This is a genomic window from Acinetobacter sp. 789_lipA, assembly GCF_058242845.1.
On sequence record NZ_JBZAYS010000001.1, the window covers coordinates 1,560,450 to 1,575,417 of the forward strand.

Annotated in this window: 13 protein-coding genes; 12 read left to right on the forward strand and 1 reads right to left on the reverse strand. The window is 41.9% G+C overall.

Annotated features, from left to right (window positions below):
* Positions 1-3 precede the first annotated feature (3 nt).
* The 5 genes from AC4CUZ_RS07510 (at position 4) to ftn (ending at position 5,138) form a co-directional block, all read left to right on the forward strand.
* Entirely contained in the window at positions 4-2,145 is a 2,142-nt protein-coding gene (locus tag AC4CUZ_RS07510; protein WP_490747451.1) for a TonB-dependent receptor, read from the forward strand.
* 73 nt (positions 2,146-2,218) lie between these two features.
* The gene (locus tag AC4CUZ_RS07515) at positions 2,219-2,509 is read left to right on the forward strand and encodes a hypothetical protein (RefSeq protein ID WP_490747452.1); all 291 of its coding nucleotides are present in this window, start codon (positions 2,219-2,221) and stop codon (positions 2,507-2,509) included.
* The gene (locus tag AC4CUZ_RS07520; protein ID WP_058870177.1) at positions 2,475-2,768 is read left to right on the forward strand and encodes a hypothetical protein; all 294 of its coding nucleotides are present in this window, start codon (positions 2,475-2,477) and stop codon (positions 2,766-2,768) included. Before AC4CUZ_RS07515 ends, AC4CUZ_RS07520 begins: the two co-directional genes overlap by 35 nt.
* 3 nt (positions 2,769-2,771) lie before the next feature.
* Entirely contained in the window at positions 2,772-4,403 is a 1,632-nt protein-coding gene (locus AC4CUZ_RS07525; protein WP_490747453.1) for a PepSY-associated TM helix domain-containing protein, read from the forward strand.
* A gap of 270 nt (positions 4,404-4,673) precedes the next feature.
* Positions 4,674-5,138, forward strand: coding sequence for a heteropolymeric bacterioferritin subunit Ftn (ftn, locus tag AC4CUZ_RS07530; RefSeq protein WP_004695301.1), 465 nt, complete (start codon positions 4,674-4,676; stop codon positions 5,136-5,138).
* A 97-nt stretch (positions 5,139-5,235) separates the two neighbouring features.
* On the opposite strand, the gene AC4CUZ_RS07535 is transcribed toward ftn, so the two are convergent.
* The gene (locus AC4CUZ_RS07535) at positions 5,236-5,796 is read right to left on the reverse strand and encodes a peroxiredoxin (protein WP_376699556.1); all 561 of its coding nucleotides are present in this window, start codon (positions 5,794-5,796) and stop codon (positions 5,236-5,238) included.
* A 163-nt stretch (positions 5,797-5,959) separates the two neighbouring features.
* Here AC4CUZ_RS07535 and AC4CUZ_RS07540 point away from each other — a divergent pair, with 163 nt between their 5' ends.
* The 7 genes from AC4CUZ_RS07540 (at position 5,960) to AC4CUZ_RS07570 (ending at position 14,950) form a co-directional block, all read left to right on the forward strand.
* The gene (locus AC4CUZ_RS07540) at positions 5,960-6,706 is read left to right on the forward strand and encodes an alpha/beta hydrolase family protein (RefSeq protein ID WP_490747454.1); all 747 of its coding nucleotides are present in this window, start codon (positions 5,960-5,962) and stop codon (positions 6,704-6,706) included.
* A 105-nt stretch (positions 6,707-6,811) separates the two neighbouring features.
* Entirely contained in the window at positions 6,812-8,131 is a 1,320-nt protein-coding gene (bioA, locus tag AC4CUZ_RS07545) for an adenosylmethionine--8-amino-7-oxononanoate transaminase (protein WP_490747455.1), read from the forward strand.
* Positions 8,128-9,285 carry an 8-amino-7-oxononanoate synthase gene (locus AC4CUZ_RS07550; protein WP_490747456.1) on the forward strand — a complete coding sequence of 386 codons (1,158 nt, stop codon included), beginning with the start codon at positions 8,128-8,130 and terminating at the stop codon, positions 9,283-9,285. Before bioA ends, AC4CUZ_RS07550 begins: the two co-directional genes overlap by 4 nt.
* 7 nt (positions 9,286-9,292) lie before the next feature.
* Entirely contained in the window at positions 9,293-10,072 is a 780-nt protein-coding gene (gene bioC / locus AC4CUZ_RS07555) for a malonyl-ACP O-methyltransferase BioC (RefSeq protein WP_490747457.1), read from the forward strand.
* The gene (gene bioD, locus AC4CUZ_RS07560; RefSeq protein WP_168158223.1) at positions 10,069-10,713 is read left to right on the forward strand and encodes a dethiobiotin synthase; all 645 of its coding nucleotides are present in this window, start codon (positions 10,069-10,071) and stop codon (positions 10,711-10,713) included. The genes bioC and bioD overlap by 4 nt, the downstream gene beginning before the upstream one ends.
* A gap of 621 nt (positions 10,714-11,334) precedes the next feature.
* Positions 11,335-13,128, forward strand: a complete 1,794-nt coding sequence (locus AC4CUZ_RS07565) for an ABC transporter substrate-binding protein (RefSeq protein ID WP_490748058.1) — start codon at positions 11,335-11,337, stop codon at positions 13,126-13,128.
* A gap of 13 nt (positions 13,129-13,141) precedes the next feature.
* Positions 13,142-14,950, forward strand: coding sequence for an ABC transporter substrate-binding protein (locus AC4CUZ_RS07570; RefSeq protein ID WP_436905670.1), 1,809 nt, complete (start codon positions 13,142-13,144; stop codon positions 14,948-14,950).
* Positions 14,951-14,968 lie beyond the last annotated feature (18 nt).

Sequence of the window (14,968 nt, forward strand, 5' to 3'; positions counted from 1 at the left end):
AAAATGAAATCCTTCTCTAAGAAAATTCTTGCAAGCTCTGTTGGGCTTTTGATGATGGGTGGAGGCTGTTTACAGCTTGCTTTTGCAGAGGAGGTTTCAGTTTTACCTGCCTTAAAATCAGAAGCGCAATCACAACAAGGCTATGCCGATGGTAAATTGGCGAAGGCAGCTGACTTGGGTGCTTTAGGGAATAAGTCAACGATTGATACGCCATTTACGGTTTCTACTTATACAGAGCAACTGATTCGTGATCAACAAGCATCTACAGTGGGGGAAGTTTTAGAAAATGATGCCAGTATTCGTGCGACGACCAATCAAGGTCATTTAAACGAAAACTTCCAAATTCGTGGTTTTAGTGTCGGCTATGACGATATGGCTTACAACGGGTTATACGCTGTAGCTCCTATGGGACGTATACCAACAGATTTACTAGAATCGGTAACAGTATTGAAAGGACCGAATGCTTTGGTTGCAGGTATGGCACCAGCAGGAAGCGTTGGCGGAGTAGTGATTGCGAATTCTAAACGTGCCGACCAAGATCTAACACGTATTTCGACGTCATTAGAAGATGAGAGTTATTATAAAACCAATGTAGATGTTTCTCGTCGTTTTGGTGACCAAAACCAATTTGGAGTTCGTGTAAACGGCACATATGGAGACGGTGAGCATCTTATTGAAGGTATGGATGACCGTTTAGCACTGGGTTCGATTGCAGCGGACTATACGACCGATAAATTAAAACTAAACTTTGATGCTTATGCCATTCGTGAAAACCGTGATAATGGTTCACCTGCAATGGTCTCTATGCAAAAAACAGGCGTAGTTGCCACACCAAAGGGTGATAATAATTACTTTGATCAAATTCATGGGGAAACCTATAGCCGTTATGCGGGCTTAAATGGTGAATATAAATTCACCCCTGATACCAAAGTTTTTGCAGGTGTGGGTTATGTTGAGAAAGGTTATTCGGGCCATATTTTTGGTACGCGTATGATCTTGCAGAACAGTGCAGGTGATGCAACTTCGCAGTACTATCGAGTCGCATCTAAAGAAAATAACCTAAGTGGTAATACGGGTATTGAAACTAAATTCAATACAGGCGCCATTAAACATACCCTTGGGTTACGTGCAGATTATGTGCATCGCGAATACGATCAACACTCTCGTGCGACCAGTTCATCATTTACAACGAATCTTTATAATCCTAACTCGAACGGGACAATGCCAACGACCTATCCAACAGTTGTACCTTATGAAGATGATAAATTCATGAGTTATACCTTGACGGATCAAATTTCAATGTTGGATGACAAATTTCAGTTGATTTTGGGTGCTCGTTATCAAGATATGCAGTTAGAAAGTCTCACTACAGATGTGAAATACGATGAAAATAAGCTTTCACCAAGTTTAGGCATCGTAATCAAACCGTTTGGAGAAAATTTATCTTTTTATGCAAGTTATGTTGAAGGTTTATCAAAAGCAGACTCAGTAACTTCTACCGCGGATGTGAATGAAGGAAAACAGTTTAAGCCTTACGAAACGAAGCAATATGAAGTGGGGACGAAGTATCAAGCTGGTTCTTGGTTAAATAGCTTGGCGCTTTATCAAATTGAAAAACCGACTCTGATCACAACAGCTTTGGCGACAGCGGTTAATGGTAATACACAGATCACTGAAGATGGTGGGGAAAGTCGATCACGTGGTATTGAATGGTCCTTCTCAGGGAGTTTCACAGAGGACTTAAGTCTACTGGGAAGCATGGCTTATATTGATGCTGAATATACAAAAGGTTCTACAAGCACCACTGATATTTCAGGCAATACGATTTATGGTGTACCAGACTTTACTGCCTCATTAGGTTTGGATTATGCCGTACCTGTGGTAGATGGTTTAAATGTTAATGCTCGGGCTAACTATGTTAGTGAACAATATTTAGATAGTTTGAATACCTATAAACTTCCTGACTATACTATTCTTGATGTTGGTGCGCGCTATAAAACAAAACTGGGTGGTGTAAACACGACTTTCTTAGCCAATGTAGATAACGTGACTAATAAAAAATACTGGGAAGGTGTGTTCAACTCTTACTATGCAACGGTTGGTGGTGCACGTACCTATAAACTTGGCGTCACTTTCGATTTCTAATTTTTATGATCAGCCCATTGCGATGCAGTGGGCTTTTTTATGTCTGAATGCTGTCTCATTTAAGTTGAACGCAATGATGAAATTTCTCGGTTTACTCCTGTGCTGTGGTGGTTGTGTGCTGCTGTATTTGACCCATCCTAACCAAACTTTTCTTAAACAGACTGTGGCGAAAAAGTATCGTTGGGTCGGGTGGATTGGTTTTGTTTTGGCATTGGTTCTTTTACTGGCGGTATTACCAAAACTGGTGGCGGTGTTGATGTGGTTACTGATGCCATTGGTGTTGTGGTCAGCACTACCATTTATTCCTTTATTACATGGGGCTTTGATGCATGAGGTTACTACGCGATCAAAAGATACAACCTGACTGGTGGACGAAAAGCTTTGCAGGAGCAGTTCTTGGACTCAGCCTAGCTTTCGCTTTAGCTGCATTAATCACAATGTGGGGACTGCAATCTGAGTATCGTAGTCTTGCTCCACAGTTAGGTATGTGGTCGATTCCATGGATTTGGCTACCACTCTTTTTCGTGGCCTATTTTATTCCACGCGGATGGCAGTCCATTGTGATTTATCTGTTTTTCAATGTTGTGGCTTACACACTCATATTTTGGCTCAGAGGGGAATAGGGCATGAAGGTACGTACAGATATTCTCCGACTGGCCAAAGAGTTACATACATGGGTGGGGATTTGTGCAGGCATTCTCTTGTTCATTTGCTTTTTTGCAGGTGGGCTGAGTATGTTTCAGCATGATTTGAGTAAGTGGGCAACGCCACCGCAACAAAGTTTAAATACGGTTGAATTCCATCAGTACAACGATCTGGTGTCACAGGTACAGCAGCACTATCCTGCAGCGCAAAAAAGCTTTCAGATCAATTTAAAATCCAAAGAGTTTCATTATGCCCCGATTCAGTGGCAACCTGCGCAAAGTCAAGTACATGATGATCATGCCTTTGATACCGATCAAAGCGCGATGTTGGCGACACTGAAACCAGATGGGACTTTACAGGTTGAACAAGAAAACTTATCTAAACTGGGTTGGTTGATTGAACAACTGCACGAAACGGCAGGCATTCCAGGGATGCTTGGGCATCATACACTCGGTGTTTATGTGATGGGTGTGGTATCCGTCTTATATTTTTTGGCGCTAATGACAGGTTTAATCATCCTCTTGCCAACGTTGGTCAAAGACTATTTTGCGATACGGCAAGGTAAGAACAAAAAACGTTTTTGGCTCGATGCGCACAATGTGATTGGCATTACCAGTTTACCGTTTCATATTTTGATAAGTGTGACGGTGATTGTTTTTGCATTTCATGATCTCTTTTATGATGGCTTGGGGCAGTTGGTGTCCAAAGGCAAACCATTGTTTGAACGTCCCGCTGCGGTGCAGATTGTAGATCCAGTTCCTCAACTGGATGTTGAAAAAATACTCTTACAGGTACAGCAACAAGCACAGGGCTATGAGGTCTCGTCTGTAAGCTTTAACAATCTAGACCAACCCGCCAAGGCATCGGCACGCGTGAGTTTATACAGCCCTGACCAGATGTTACGTGGTGATAACTTCGACGTGATGTTTTTCAATCCTTACCAGCCCGCACCCTATAGTACAGCCAATTTAAATACCCAAAGTTCTGGTCTAGATCAACTGATTCGATCGATGTTCAGTTTGCACTTTGGTAACTATGGCGGAGATTTTACCCGGTGGTTGTATTTGGCCTTGGGGCTGGGCGGAGCATTTTTATTTTACTCAGGTAATCTGTTATGGATTGAGTCTCGAGTGAAACGACAAAAAAATCCAAAGTTAGCACCACCTGCACAGCGTAAGGATGTGCAATTCATCGCAAACTTAACCATAGGCGCATGTTTGGGAACGGTCTTTGGGATTGTTATGAGTATGTTGATCGGGCGCTGGGCCTATGTACTCAGTCCTGAACTACACAGCATCAACGCATGGTTTATGTATATCTATTATGCGATTTTTATCTTCAGTTTAATGCTTAGCTTTCTACTGGGCGCAGCACGAGCATTACCAACGTTATTGCTGTCGATTGTGATTGTTTTACTGCTCATACCTTTGACTTCTGCTATAGCACTGCTCTTACCTGAGATTGGGCTATGGTCATCTTCTTCCTCTTTATGGTGGGTTGACGTCTTTGCTATTATTTTTGCAGGGTTATTTTTCCGTTTTTATCGCCAAGCTCAGGCCCGAGTCCAGTCCGCTGAAGTGGGTTCTCTTTGGTCCGTTGCACAAAAAAAATGAAAGATTGTACGCCGTTCTAAGGCTGAAATAAGAAGCATTTTTAATGGTTACAAAATGAAGCACAGGGCTGTTCAAGCCTAAAAAGCCTTTGCAAAAGGGATGAAGTTTTGCAAAGGCTTCTTTTATAACTATTATTTTGATGACTCATACTGCAAATGCGTATGTTTCTCATTTTAATTTTATAAAAATCATAAACTTACATAATTTATCTTTTGCAAAGTGAATTAAATGTGTCCATAATAGTTGCATTAGAGAATGGAGATTTTGAAAATGCGTGGCAATCCTGAAGTCGTAGACTACTTAAATATGTTGATCGGTGGAGAATTGGCTGCACGCGATCAATATCTCATTCATTCACGTATGTATGAAGATTGGGGTTTGAGCAAAATCTTTGAACGTATCGATCATGAAATGCAAGAAGAAGCACAACATGCAGATGCGATTATTCGCCGTGTTTTGTTTTTGGAAGGCACACCGAATATGCAACGTGATGACGTTGAAATTGGTGAAGATGTGGTTTCATGCTTAAAAGCAGATTTAAAGCTCGAATATCATGTACGTGAAAAATTAGCGCAAGGCGTAAAATTGTGTGAAGAAAAGGGTGATTACATTACCCGTGACATGTTACGTCAACAAATGTCAGATACCGAAGAAGACCATACCTATTGGTTAGAAAAACAATTACGTTTAATCGAATTGATTGGTCTGCAAAACTATATTCAATCTCAAATGTAAGAAATGCCGGCCACTTTATGTAAAGGTGGCATGTGTATTTACATACTGAGTAATCAAAAAGCCTTCGAATCAATCTTCGAAGGCTTTTTTACATCGGTTATTTTTTAGAGAATTTTTGAATATCTGCCAATACTTGTCCCGCATGGGTTTGGGTATTTACACTGCTGTAGTGATAGACCACTGTACCTTGTGGGTCAATCAGAAAGGTTTCACGTTTCGCAATTTTCGCGATGCCCAAGTTCCGCACGATGCCGAGTTGATTTGCCAGTTGATGATTGTGATCAGCCAAAATAGGGAAATTCAGTCCCAACTTTTTAGAAAATTTTTGATGTGACTGTACATCGTCCAAACTCACGCCTAAGACCACCGCATTATTTTTGCTAAATTGTGGGTAGAGTGCTTTGAACTGATTGGCTTCTTGGGTGCAGCCCGGCGAGTCATCTTTCGGATAAAAATATAACACTACCCATTTGCCTTGATATTGTTTGAGCTCATGCCATTTGGCATTTTGATCTTGTAACTTAAAACTCGGTGCGGGCTTGCCCACCCATTGTTTTTGGTCTGATGAAGCGCTTGAAAAAGCTGGTGCTGCATAAGTGGCGCTACTGATGGCACAGAAACTACCTAGCGAAAGTAAGCTAATCGTTGCCACTTGCATTATTTTCATGGTGTAGGCTGTCCAGAAATGTATTTCATTGATCTTAGCAAATTTTAAGGCACTAAAGTGCTGAGATTCTGGTGTCTAAATCTGAATTATTTATTTAAATTTACTGTTCATTCAAAGGGCTTGCTTTGCAACGGAGTCTGAGGTTTTATACTGTTTGAAATTTACAGTTTTAGAGTCTGCATTGAATCAACGTATTTTACTCATCACGGGCTGGGGTGGTGGGACCAAGTTACTACAACCTTTGGCTCATGCTTTGCAGCATAAAGGCCATTCGGTTGAGCTGATCAATATTTTTAATGGATTGGATACACTGGCGTTGCAGCAACATGTTGAACAAGCCAAAGATTTTGATGTCATTATCGGTTGGTCTTTGGGGGGGCAACTAGCGACTTTATTGGTCGCGGCTGTTGAACAGCAGTATCAACAGCAAAAAGTATTAATTACTCTAGCTTCAAATCCGTGCTTTGTGGCGCATGAAAACTGGATAACCGCGATGAGTCCAGCGACATTTAAAAGCTTTAAACAATCCTTCGAAGCAGATGCGATTGCAACCTTAAAGAAATTTGGATTTATGGTATGCCAAGGAACGGCAACTACCAAGCAAGATTTTTTGCAGTTGCAAAGTTTGATTCAGCCTCAGTCTTTAGATCTGCTAAAACAGGGACTCAATTGTTTAGAGCATTTAAATACGGTTGAGATCTTACACAATTATACGGGGCATCAACTCCATCTTCTGGCTAAACAAGATTTTTTAGTTAGCTACAAAGTCTTGGATAATTTAAAAGCTTTAGGTGCAACTTTTTTAGATACGATGCTTTTAAGTGGTTCACATGGACTTCCAGTTTTTCATGTCGATGAAGTAACTGACAAAATCTGCCAACATTTACAAAAAATGGATTAAACAATTCGCTGAGTGGTGAATATCGCAATTTCTTTTTGATGCGCGCAGGTTTAAGATCAGTCAAATTGAAATTTTGCTGTAACTGTAGACGATATGGAGTTAAGGATGACTGAGATCAATGCCAAATTGGATGGTGAGTTGGATGACTTAGCATTTGATCGGGAACATATTTGGCATCCTTATACCTCGATGACCAATCCACTCCCCACTTTTAAAGTCAAAAAAGCCTTTGGTTCAACCATTGAGTTAGATGATGGTCGTCAGCTGATTGATGGGATGTCTTCGTGGTGGTGCACCATACACGGCTATAACCACCCTGAACTGAATCAGGCCGTGACAGATCAGCTGCAAAACATGTCACATATTATGTTTGGTGGCTTTAGCCATGATCCCGCCATTCAACTGGGCAAATTACTGTTGCAAATCACCCCGCCAAGTTTAGATAAAATTTTCTATGCAGACTCGGGTTCTGTTGCGGTTGAAGTGGCGTTAAAAATGGCAGTTCAGTATTGGACTTCGCTTGGGAAACAAGACAAAACCAATTTTGTCACCCCGCGTTCGGGCTACCACGGTGACACGTGGAATGCGATGTCGGTCTGTGACCCTGTCACAGGGATGCATCAAATTTTTGGCTCAAGCTTACCCAATCGTATTTTTGTTCCTGCACCGCAAGTTGCCTTTGATGCAGCATGGGATCAGAAGGACATTCGTGAGCTTGAAAACACCTTAGCTGCACAGCATGAAAGTATCGCCGCGCTGATTATTGAGCCGATTGTTCAAGGTGCAGGAGGGATGCGTTTTTATCATCCTGAGTACTTACGACAGGCCAAATTGCTCTGTGAAAAATACGGTGTTTTACTGATTTTTGATGAAATTGCGACAGGTTTTGGGCGTACGGGGAAACTTTTTGCTTGGGAGCATGCACAGGTCGAACCTGACATTATGTGTATGGGTAAAGGTTTAACAGGCGGCTATATGACTTTGTCAGCAACCTTAACCACAAAGCATATTGCTGAAACCATCAGTCGAGGCGAAGCGGGCGTATTTATGCACGGCCCAACGTTTATGGCCAATCCCTTGGCGTGTGCAGTAGCGGCGAAAAGTACAGAACTCCTCATTTTACAAGATTGGCAAAGCAATATTCAACGCATTGAAACACAACTTCGTACCGCCTTGACCCCGTTGCAGTCACTTGAATATGTCCATGAAGTTCGTGTATTGGGGGCCATCGGTGTGGTTGAGCTGACGTTTAATGTGGATATGAAGACCTTACAACAGGAGTTTGTCCGCCGTGGTATTTGGGTGCGACCGTTTGGGAAGTTGGTTTATGTAATGCCCCCTTATGTGATTACCGCACAGGAACTCAAGACCTTGCTTGAGCAATTGGTTGAAGTGGTGGTGCAGATGCAGGAGCCTTTTGTATGAATCATGTAGAACATTTTGCAGCACAACTGGATGTACTTAAACAGCAAGGCAATTTGCGCCAGTTTACGTCCAATGTGCAGCAAGGGCGGATGATTCGAATTCATGATCATGAGATGTTGAATTTGGCATCGAATGACTATCTAGGATTGGCTGCAAATATCGAATTACGTGAACAGTTTTTCGATGAAACACCGAACGCACAGCGCTGGATGAGTTCAGCTTCTTCACGTTTATTGACGGGTAATTTTCCAGAATATGAACAGTTTGAGGCCAGCCTAAGTCAGGCTTTTCATGGTCGAGCGGCTTTGGTATTCAACAGTGGCTATCACATGAATATTGGTATTTTACCTGCGTTAGCGGACAGTAAAACTCTAATTCTGGCTGATAAATTAATCCATGCCAGCATGATTGATGGTATTCGTTTATCGACAGCGAAGTTGGTACGTTATCGCCATAATGACTTGGCACATTTGACTCAACTTTTACACAATTATCATACCGATGATACTTTTGAGCGAATCATTGTGGTGACGGAGTCCATTTTTAGTATGGATGGTGACGAAACCGATTTGGCTGAATTGGTCCGCATCAAAAAACAGTTTGAAAAAGTCATGCTCTATGTCGACGAAGCACATGGTATCGGTGTACGTGGTGAGCAAGGTTTGGGCTGTGCCGAGCAATATCAAGTGATTGATGAGATTGACTTTTTGGTTGGTGCTTTGGGTAAGGCTATGGCTTCAATCGGCGGCTATCTGATTTGTCATCCTGTGATTCGAGACTATCTGATCAATACGATGCGTCCATTGATTTTTAGTACGGCACAACCGCCGATCTGCATGGCGTGGAGCAACTTTATCTTGCAACAAGTCTTGCAGTTAAAGACAGCACGACAGCATTTACACAGTATCAGTCAGACCTTGCAGCAAGCGGTTCAGGCCAAAGGTTTTGCTTGTCCATCAACGTCTCAAATTGTCCCTGTGATCATCGGGGATTCAAGCAAAACGGTAGAGAAGGCAAAAGCTTTGCAACAATCGGGTTTTTATATTATGCCTGTACGACCACCGACTGTGCCGCAGCATAGTTCTAGACTACGTATTTCCTTGACCGCTCAAGTTCGCCATACTGATTTAGATCAGTTGATTCAGTTGTTGTGAGTGAGTCGTGAAGAATTTAGAGATTGATAAAGCACAAGTCGCATTGCGCTTTGCTCAGGCAGGACAAAGCTACAGTGAGCATGCGGTTGTGCAAAAGCAAATTGCACGCCAGCTTTTTGATTTAATACAAGGTTATACCACTAAAACGCAATTTGAGCGGGTATTTGAAATTGGCTGTGGTTCAGGCAATTTAAGCCATTTATTGCTGAAAGATTTCCAAATCCAGCACTATTTTTTGAATGACTTATATGCCGAGGTGCAGCAGCACTTTCAGAATTATTCGAATATAGACTGGTTATTAGGTGACATTGAACAGCTTGTTTTTCCAGCTCATTTAGAACTGATCGTATCGACCTCTGCACTGCAGTGGATGACGAATCTTGATGCTGTTTTTCAGAAAGCGAATGACAGTCTGCTTCCACAAGGGCTGTTTTGTTTTTCCACTTTTGGTGAGCGGAATTTACAAGAGATTAAGACCTTAACGGGGCAAGGTTTAGATTATATAAACCTCGATCAACTACGGGAAAAATTGCAAAATCAAGGCTTTGAAGTTCTGCATTTGTCTGAACAAATTGAGTACTTAGACTTTGCGACACCGAAACAGATACTACAACACTTAAAAGCCACAGGGGTTACGGCAACTGCCTCTAACTTCCGTTGGACCAAGCACTCCCTTGAACGCTTTTATCAAGATTATCAACAATTTTCACAACTCGATACATCAGGTCAGATTCATTATCGCCTAAGTTATCACCCTATTTATTGTATTGCACGGAGAATGCCATGACTGGATCAGTTTACTTTATCAGTGGAATCGATACAGGCATTGGGAAAACCTATACCACGGGCTACTTAGCCAAGCTTTGGAATGAGCAAGGCCAAAAAACCATTACCCAAAAGCTAGTGCAAACGGGCAATGTTGATGTTTCTGAAGACATTGAACAGCACCGTAAAATTATGGGTATGGGCTGGTTTCCTGAAGATGACAGTAAGCTGACCATGCCTGAAATTTTTAGTTATCCTGCATCGCCACATTTGGCGACTAAAATTGATGGTCGTGAGATTGATTTTGCAAAAATCGAGCGTGCTACTCAGCAGCTGGCTGAAAAATATGAGGTGGTGTTGTTAGAAGGTGCGGGTGGTTTAATGGTGCCTTTAACCACAGATTTGCTTAGCATTGACTATATTGCAGCCAAGCAACTGCCTGTCATTTTGGTAAGTTCGGGACGTTTGGGCAGTATTAACCATACTATTTTAAGTTTAGAAGCACTGAAAAGCCGTGGTTTAGAGCTTTATGCTTTAGCCTATAACTTAAATGATGAGTCACAAGATGAACTCATTTCTAAAGACACGGCGACCTATTTAAAAGCTTATTTGGCGACACATTTTCCGCAAGCATTGTGGATCGACATCCCCGTATTGAAGTAATCTTTTTACTTTTATTGTTTACATGTGAAAAAGAATAAAACTCATCCTCTTCCAAAGCGTGCATGATCATGCTGCATTTGGAGGATGAGTTGTTGTTAAATTTTGGAAAGTTTCAAGCCGAACTTCGCTCAAAGTAAAATGAAGTTTTTGATGTGGTGAAAATACTTTTTATGAATATCGACTAGAAAAATAATTCAAATGACATCAAAGAAGTAAAACGATACTGTGCGCAATGACAGAGGGATAGTTGTATGGCATCACGTTCATTATCTGGTGTGAATAAAGAACAGGTTTAAATTGCTGTCTACGGCCATTATGCTAAAAGAAATCGATGATTTACCTAAGTTATATCTGAAGCTGGGTCGTATAAATGGGATGGAACATTTTTCGACTTATGGTACAACATCCTAAGGAATTAGAAAAAAATAGGCGTGGCATGATATTCGCTTTGTTGCTGAGGTGAATATTTGCCCATGACCGTTTTTTAAATTTTGATAATTAAAATTTAATTTATAAAACATGGGTTTATGTTTTAAGTTTTTGTTAGTGTTGTCTGAAAAATAAAACACTGACATTGAACATGGATGGCATGAGATCACCTTGCTTAAAAAAAAGATGTGTATAGGTATGAACTTGAATTCAAAAAAACTGAAGCTTGCTGCTTTATCCCTTGCGATGGGTTTTGGCTTTTCTGCCTATGCAAAGTCGCCTGCAGATCCAAACAAAGTATTAAATATCGCTTATGAAGCGCCTGATGATGGTTTTGATACGGTTAAAACCTATAATTTTTATAGTGGTAGTATTGCCCAAGCCATTTTTGAACCACTTTTAAAATACGATTATTTGGCGCGCCCCGCTCAATTGGTTCCAAATACAGCAGTGGCGATGCCAAAAATAGAACAAGAGGGCAAAGTCTATATCTTTAAAATTCAGCCCAATATTTATTTTAGCAATGATGCGGCCTTCAAAGGCAAGCCGCGAGAGTTGGTGGCGCAGGATTATATTTATTCCATGATGCGGATTATGGACCCGAAAAACCGCTCACCGACCTATTCATTTATTGAAGGCAAAATTGTCGGTGGCGATGCTGCTGTTGCTCAAGCCAAGAAAACAGGCCAGTTTAATTATGATGCCGCGATTCCGGGTTTAAAAGCCCTCGATAAATACACACTACAAATCACATTAACCCGTCCTGACTATAATTTCCCGTATATCTTGGCTTATGCCACATTTAGCGGAACAGCGCGGGAAGTGGTGGAGTTTTATGGGGATCGAATCGCGCAACATCCCGTGGGGACAGGGCCTTATCAACTGAGCAAATATGTACCGCGGAGTCGTATTGAACTGGTGGCCAACCCGAAATATCGTGGTTTTACATGGAACTTTAAATCTACAGGTTCGAGTTGGGACAACCGTCTGGTTAAAGAAATGCAAGGCAAAAAAATGCCGCAAATTGGCAAAGTCAGCGTCAGTATTATTGAAGAAGAACAATCACGCTGGCTCGCGTTCAAATCAGGCCAACTCGATTTTGACAAACTGACTTCCAATGCGGTACCACGGGCTTTAAATGGCAAACAACTCAAACCTGAACTGGTCAAGCAAGGCATTCAACATTTCCCCAATAAAGACGCTGAAATCACCTATACCATGTTTAATATGCAAGATCCTACAGTGGGCGGTTTTGGGCTTGAAAAAGTTGCATTAAGACGTGCGATTAGTCTAGCTTATAACCAAGCAGAAGCCATTAAACAACTGTATAAAGGGCAGGCGGTGAAGTCGGAGATGTTGGTGCCTGAGGGGGTACAAGGCTTTAATCCCAACTACCGAAGTAGCGTGGCCTATAACCCACTCTTGGCGAATAAATTACTGGATCGTTTCGGTTATAAAAAGGGGGGAGATGGTTACCGTCGGCTACCGAATGGTCAGCCTCTAACGCTTAAGTTTATGACTGAAAACAGTTCCAGTTCCGTGATTCAGTCTGAACTATGGAAGAAAAATTTAGATGCGATTGGTCTGCGTGCCGACTTTGTGGTGAGTAACTTTGCTGACAATTTAAAAGCAGCGATGCAATGTAAATATATGATTTGGGGCGGGGCTTGGATTGCCGATTATCCTGAAGGGGAAAACTTTGCCCAACTGCTGTATGGGCCCAATTCGGCACAGGGTAATCTCAGTTGCTACCAGTCCAAAGCCTATGATGCACTTTATACACAAGCGATGGCTTTACCACCGCCTCAGCGTTTGCCGTTTTATGAAAAACTCAGTCGTCAAATTGAAGCCGATAATCCATGGATTATTCATAACAGTCGCATTCGAAATTGGTTGTTACATCCACAAGTTCAGGGTTTTAAAGCACATCCGATGATGAATACCAATTGGCAATATCTTGATATTCAGCCTATAAAAAATAATTGAGATGTAGAACACAATGAGAGATCTAAATCAGAAATTGAAACGATGGGGTTTGGGAATTTTGGCAGGCAGCATTCTGCTGAGTAGTTCAGTTTCCAGTTTTGCGCAAAGTCCTGCCGACCCGAAAAAAGTTTTACGTTATGTTTTTCCTGTGGCTGAAACAGGCTTTGACCCTGCGGGCGTGCATGACTTGTACTCCGCCCATGTTAACGGTTCGATTTTTGAAACGTTGTTTACCTATGATTATTTGGCCTCACCTGCGAAATTGGTACCACGAACAGCTGTGGCTTTACCCGAGGTGAGCGCGGATGGATTGACCTATACCATTCGTTTGCAAAAGGGGATTTATTTTGCTGCAGACCCAGTGTTTAAAGGTAAAAAGCGTGAGCTGACCTCGGCTGATTATGTGTATACCTTTAAGCGTTTACTGGATCCGAGTTTGCATTCACCCAACAGTTGGCTGCTTGATGGGCGAATCTTAGGGATGGAGGCTTTGCTGAAACAAGCGCAGAAAACGGGAAAATTCAATTACGACCAATCTGTCGCTGGTTTACAAACACCAGACCGTTATACCTTGGTTATTCGCCTGACCAGCCCAGATCAGAACTTTCCAATGCTACTTGCGCATCAGCCTGCAGGTGCAGTTGCACGGGAAGTCATCGAAAAATATCGTGACAAAGCGGGTTTTGTTATGGGGCATCCAATAGGAACGGGGCCGTATATGCTCAGTCGTTGGACACCGGGTTCGCGGATCATTTTAAAGGCCAATCCTGATTTCCGAAGTTTTGTTTGGAACTTTAAAGCCAGTATGCCTGAGGACCAAAAGATCGTTAAAGCCATGCAAGGCAAAAAAATGCCACAAATTGGCGAGATTGATATTCAGATTATGGAAGAGGGGCAATCACGCTGGTTGTCCTTTATTAAAGATGAAGTGGATTTGTTTGCTTTGGATGGTGAGTTGACGGTTCAAGCCTTGCAAGATGGAAAACTAAAACCGGAATTGATCAAGAAAGGTGTACAGCTGTCACGGATCACCGATCCCTCTATTGACTATCATTATTGGAACATGCAAAACCCAGTAGTTGGTGGTTTGAGTAAAGATAAAATTGTTCTGCGCCGTGCCATGGCGATGGCGTTTTCAGCCGATAACTACATCAATATTTTACAAAAAGGCGATTCGCAAAAACTGCAAGCACCGATTCCAAGTGGTGTGGTGGGCTATGATCCCAATTATCGAAGCAGTATTCCTTACTCAGTCAAAGCGGCAAATTTATTGTTAGATCGTTATCACTATAAAGTCGCTGCGGATGGTTGGCGTACTCAGCCGAATGGGAAACCTTTGGTGATTGAGATGACGCTTTCGGGCAATAATTTACGCAGTCAACAACAGGCCGAGTTTTGGAAGAAAACCTTAGACAGCATTAAAATCAAAATGACCACCAAGTCGATGCCTTTTGCTGAAGCTTTGAAATTAGAAAAACAATGTAAAACCATGTTTAAAGCATCAGCATGGATTGCAGACTACCCAGATGCAGATAACTTTATGCAGCTGTTTTATGGCAAAAACATCAAGATTACCAACAATGGCTGCGTCAAAATTCCTGAATATGACCGCCTATATGAACAAGCCCAAAAGATGACACCAAGCCCAGAGCGCGATGCAATCTACGCCAAAATGTCGCGTCTGCTAGAGGTGTATATGCCTGTGCAGGTGATTGGTGCGCGTTATCGAAATATCTTGGCACAACCGCGTGTAATTGGTTTTAAAAAGCATCCCATACTGCCTGCAGAGTGGATGTATATCGATATTGATTTGAAGAAATAGAAATTAAACAAAACTGGA

Excerpts from the sequence above, each read along its gene's own strand:
- bioD (WP_168158223.1), top strand. The coding sequence starts at position 10,069 with ATGACTGGATCAGTTTACTTTATCAGTGGAATCGATACAGGCATTGGG.
- AC4CUZ_RS07520 (WP_058870177.1), top strand. The coding sequence starts at position 2,475 with ATGAGGTTACTACGCGATCAAAAGATACAACCTGACTGGTGGACGAAA.
- bioA (WP_490747455.1), top strand. The coding sequence starts at position 6,812 with ATGACTGAGATCAATGCCAAATTGGATGGTGAGTTGGATGACTTAGCA.
- AC4CUZ_RS07515 (WP_490747452.1), top strand. The coding sequence starts at position 2,219 with ATGATGAAATTTCTCGGTTTACTCCTGTGCTGTGGTGGTTGTGTGCTG.
- ftn (WP_004695301.1), top strand. The coding sequence starts at position 4,674 with ATGCGTGGCAATCCTGAAGTCGTAGACTACTTAAATATGTTGATCGGT.
- AC4CUZ_RS07510 (WP_490747451.1), top strand. The coding sequence starts at position 4 with ATGAAATCCTTCTCTAAGAAAATTCTTGCAAGCTCTGTTGGGCTTTTG.
- AC4CUZ_RS07525 (WP_490747453.1), top strand. The coding sequence starts at position 2,772 with ATGAAGGTACGTACAGATATTCTCCGACTGGCCAAAGAGTTACATACA.
- AC4CUZ_RS07535 (WP_376699556.1), bottom strand. The coding sequence starts at position 5,796 with ATGCAAGTGGCAACGATTAGCTTACTTTCGCTAGGTAGTTTCTGTGCC.
- AC4CUZ_RS07550 (WP_490747456.1), top strand. The coding sequence starts at position 8,128 with ATGAATCATGTAGAACATTTTGCAGCACAACTGGATGTACTTAAACAG.
- AC4CUZ_RS07570 (WP_436905670.1), top strand. The coding sequence starts at position 13,142 with ATGAGAGATCTAAATCAGAAATTGAAACGATGGGGTTTGGGAATTTTG.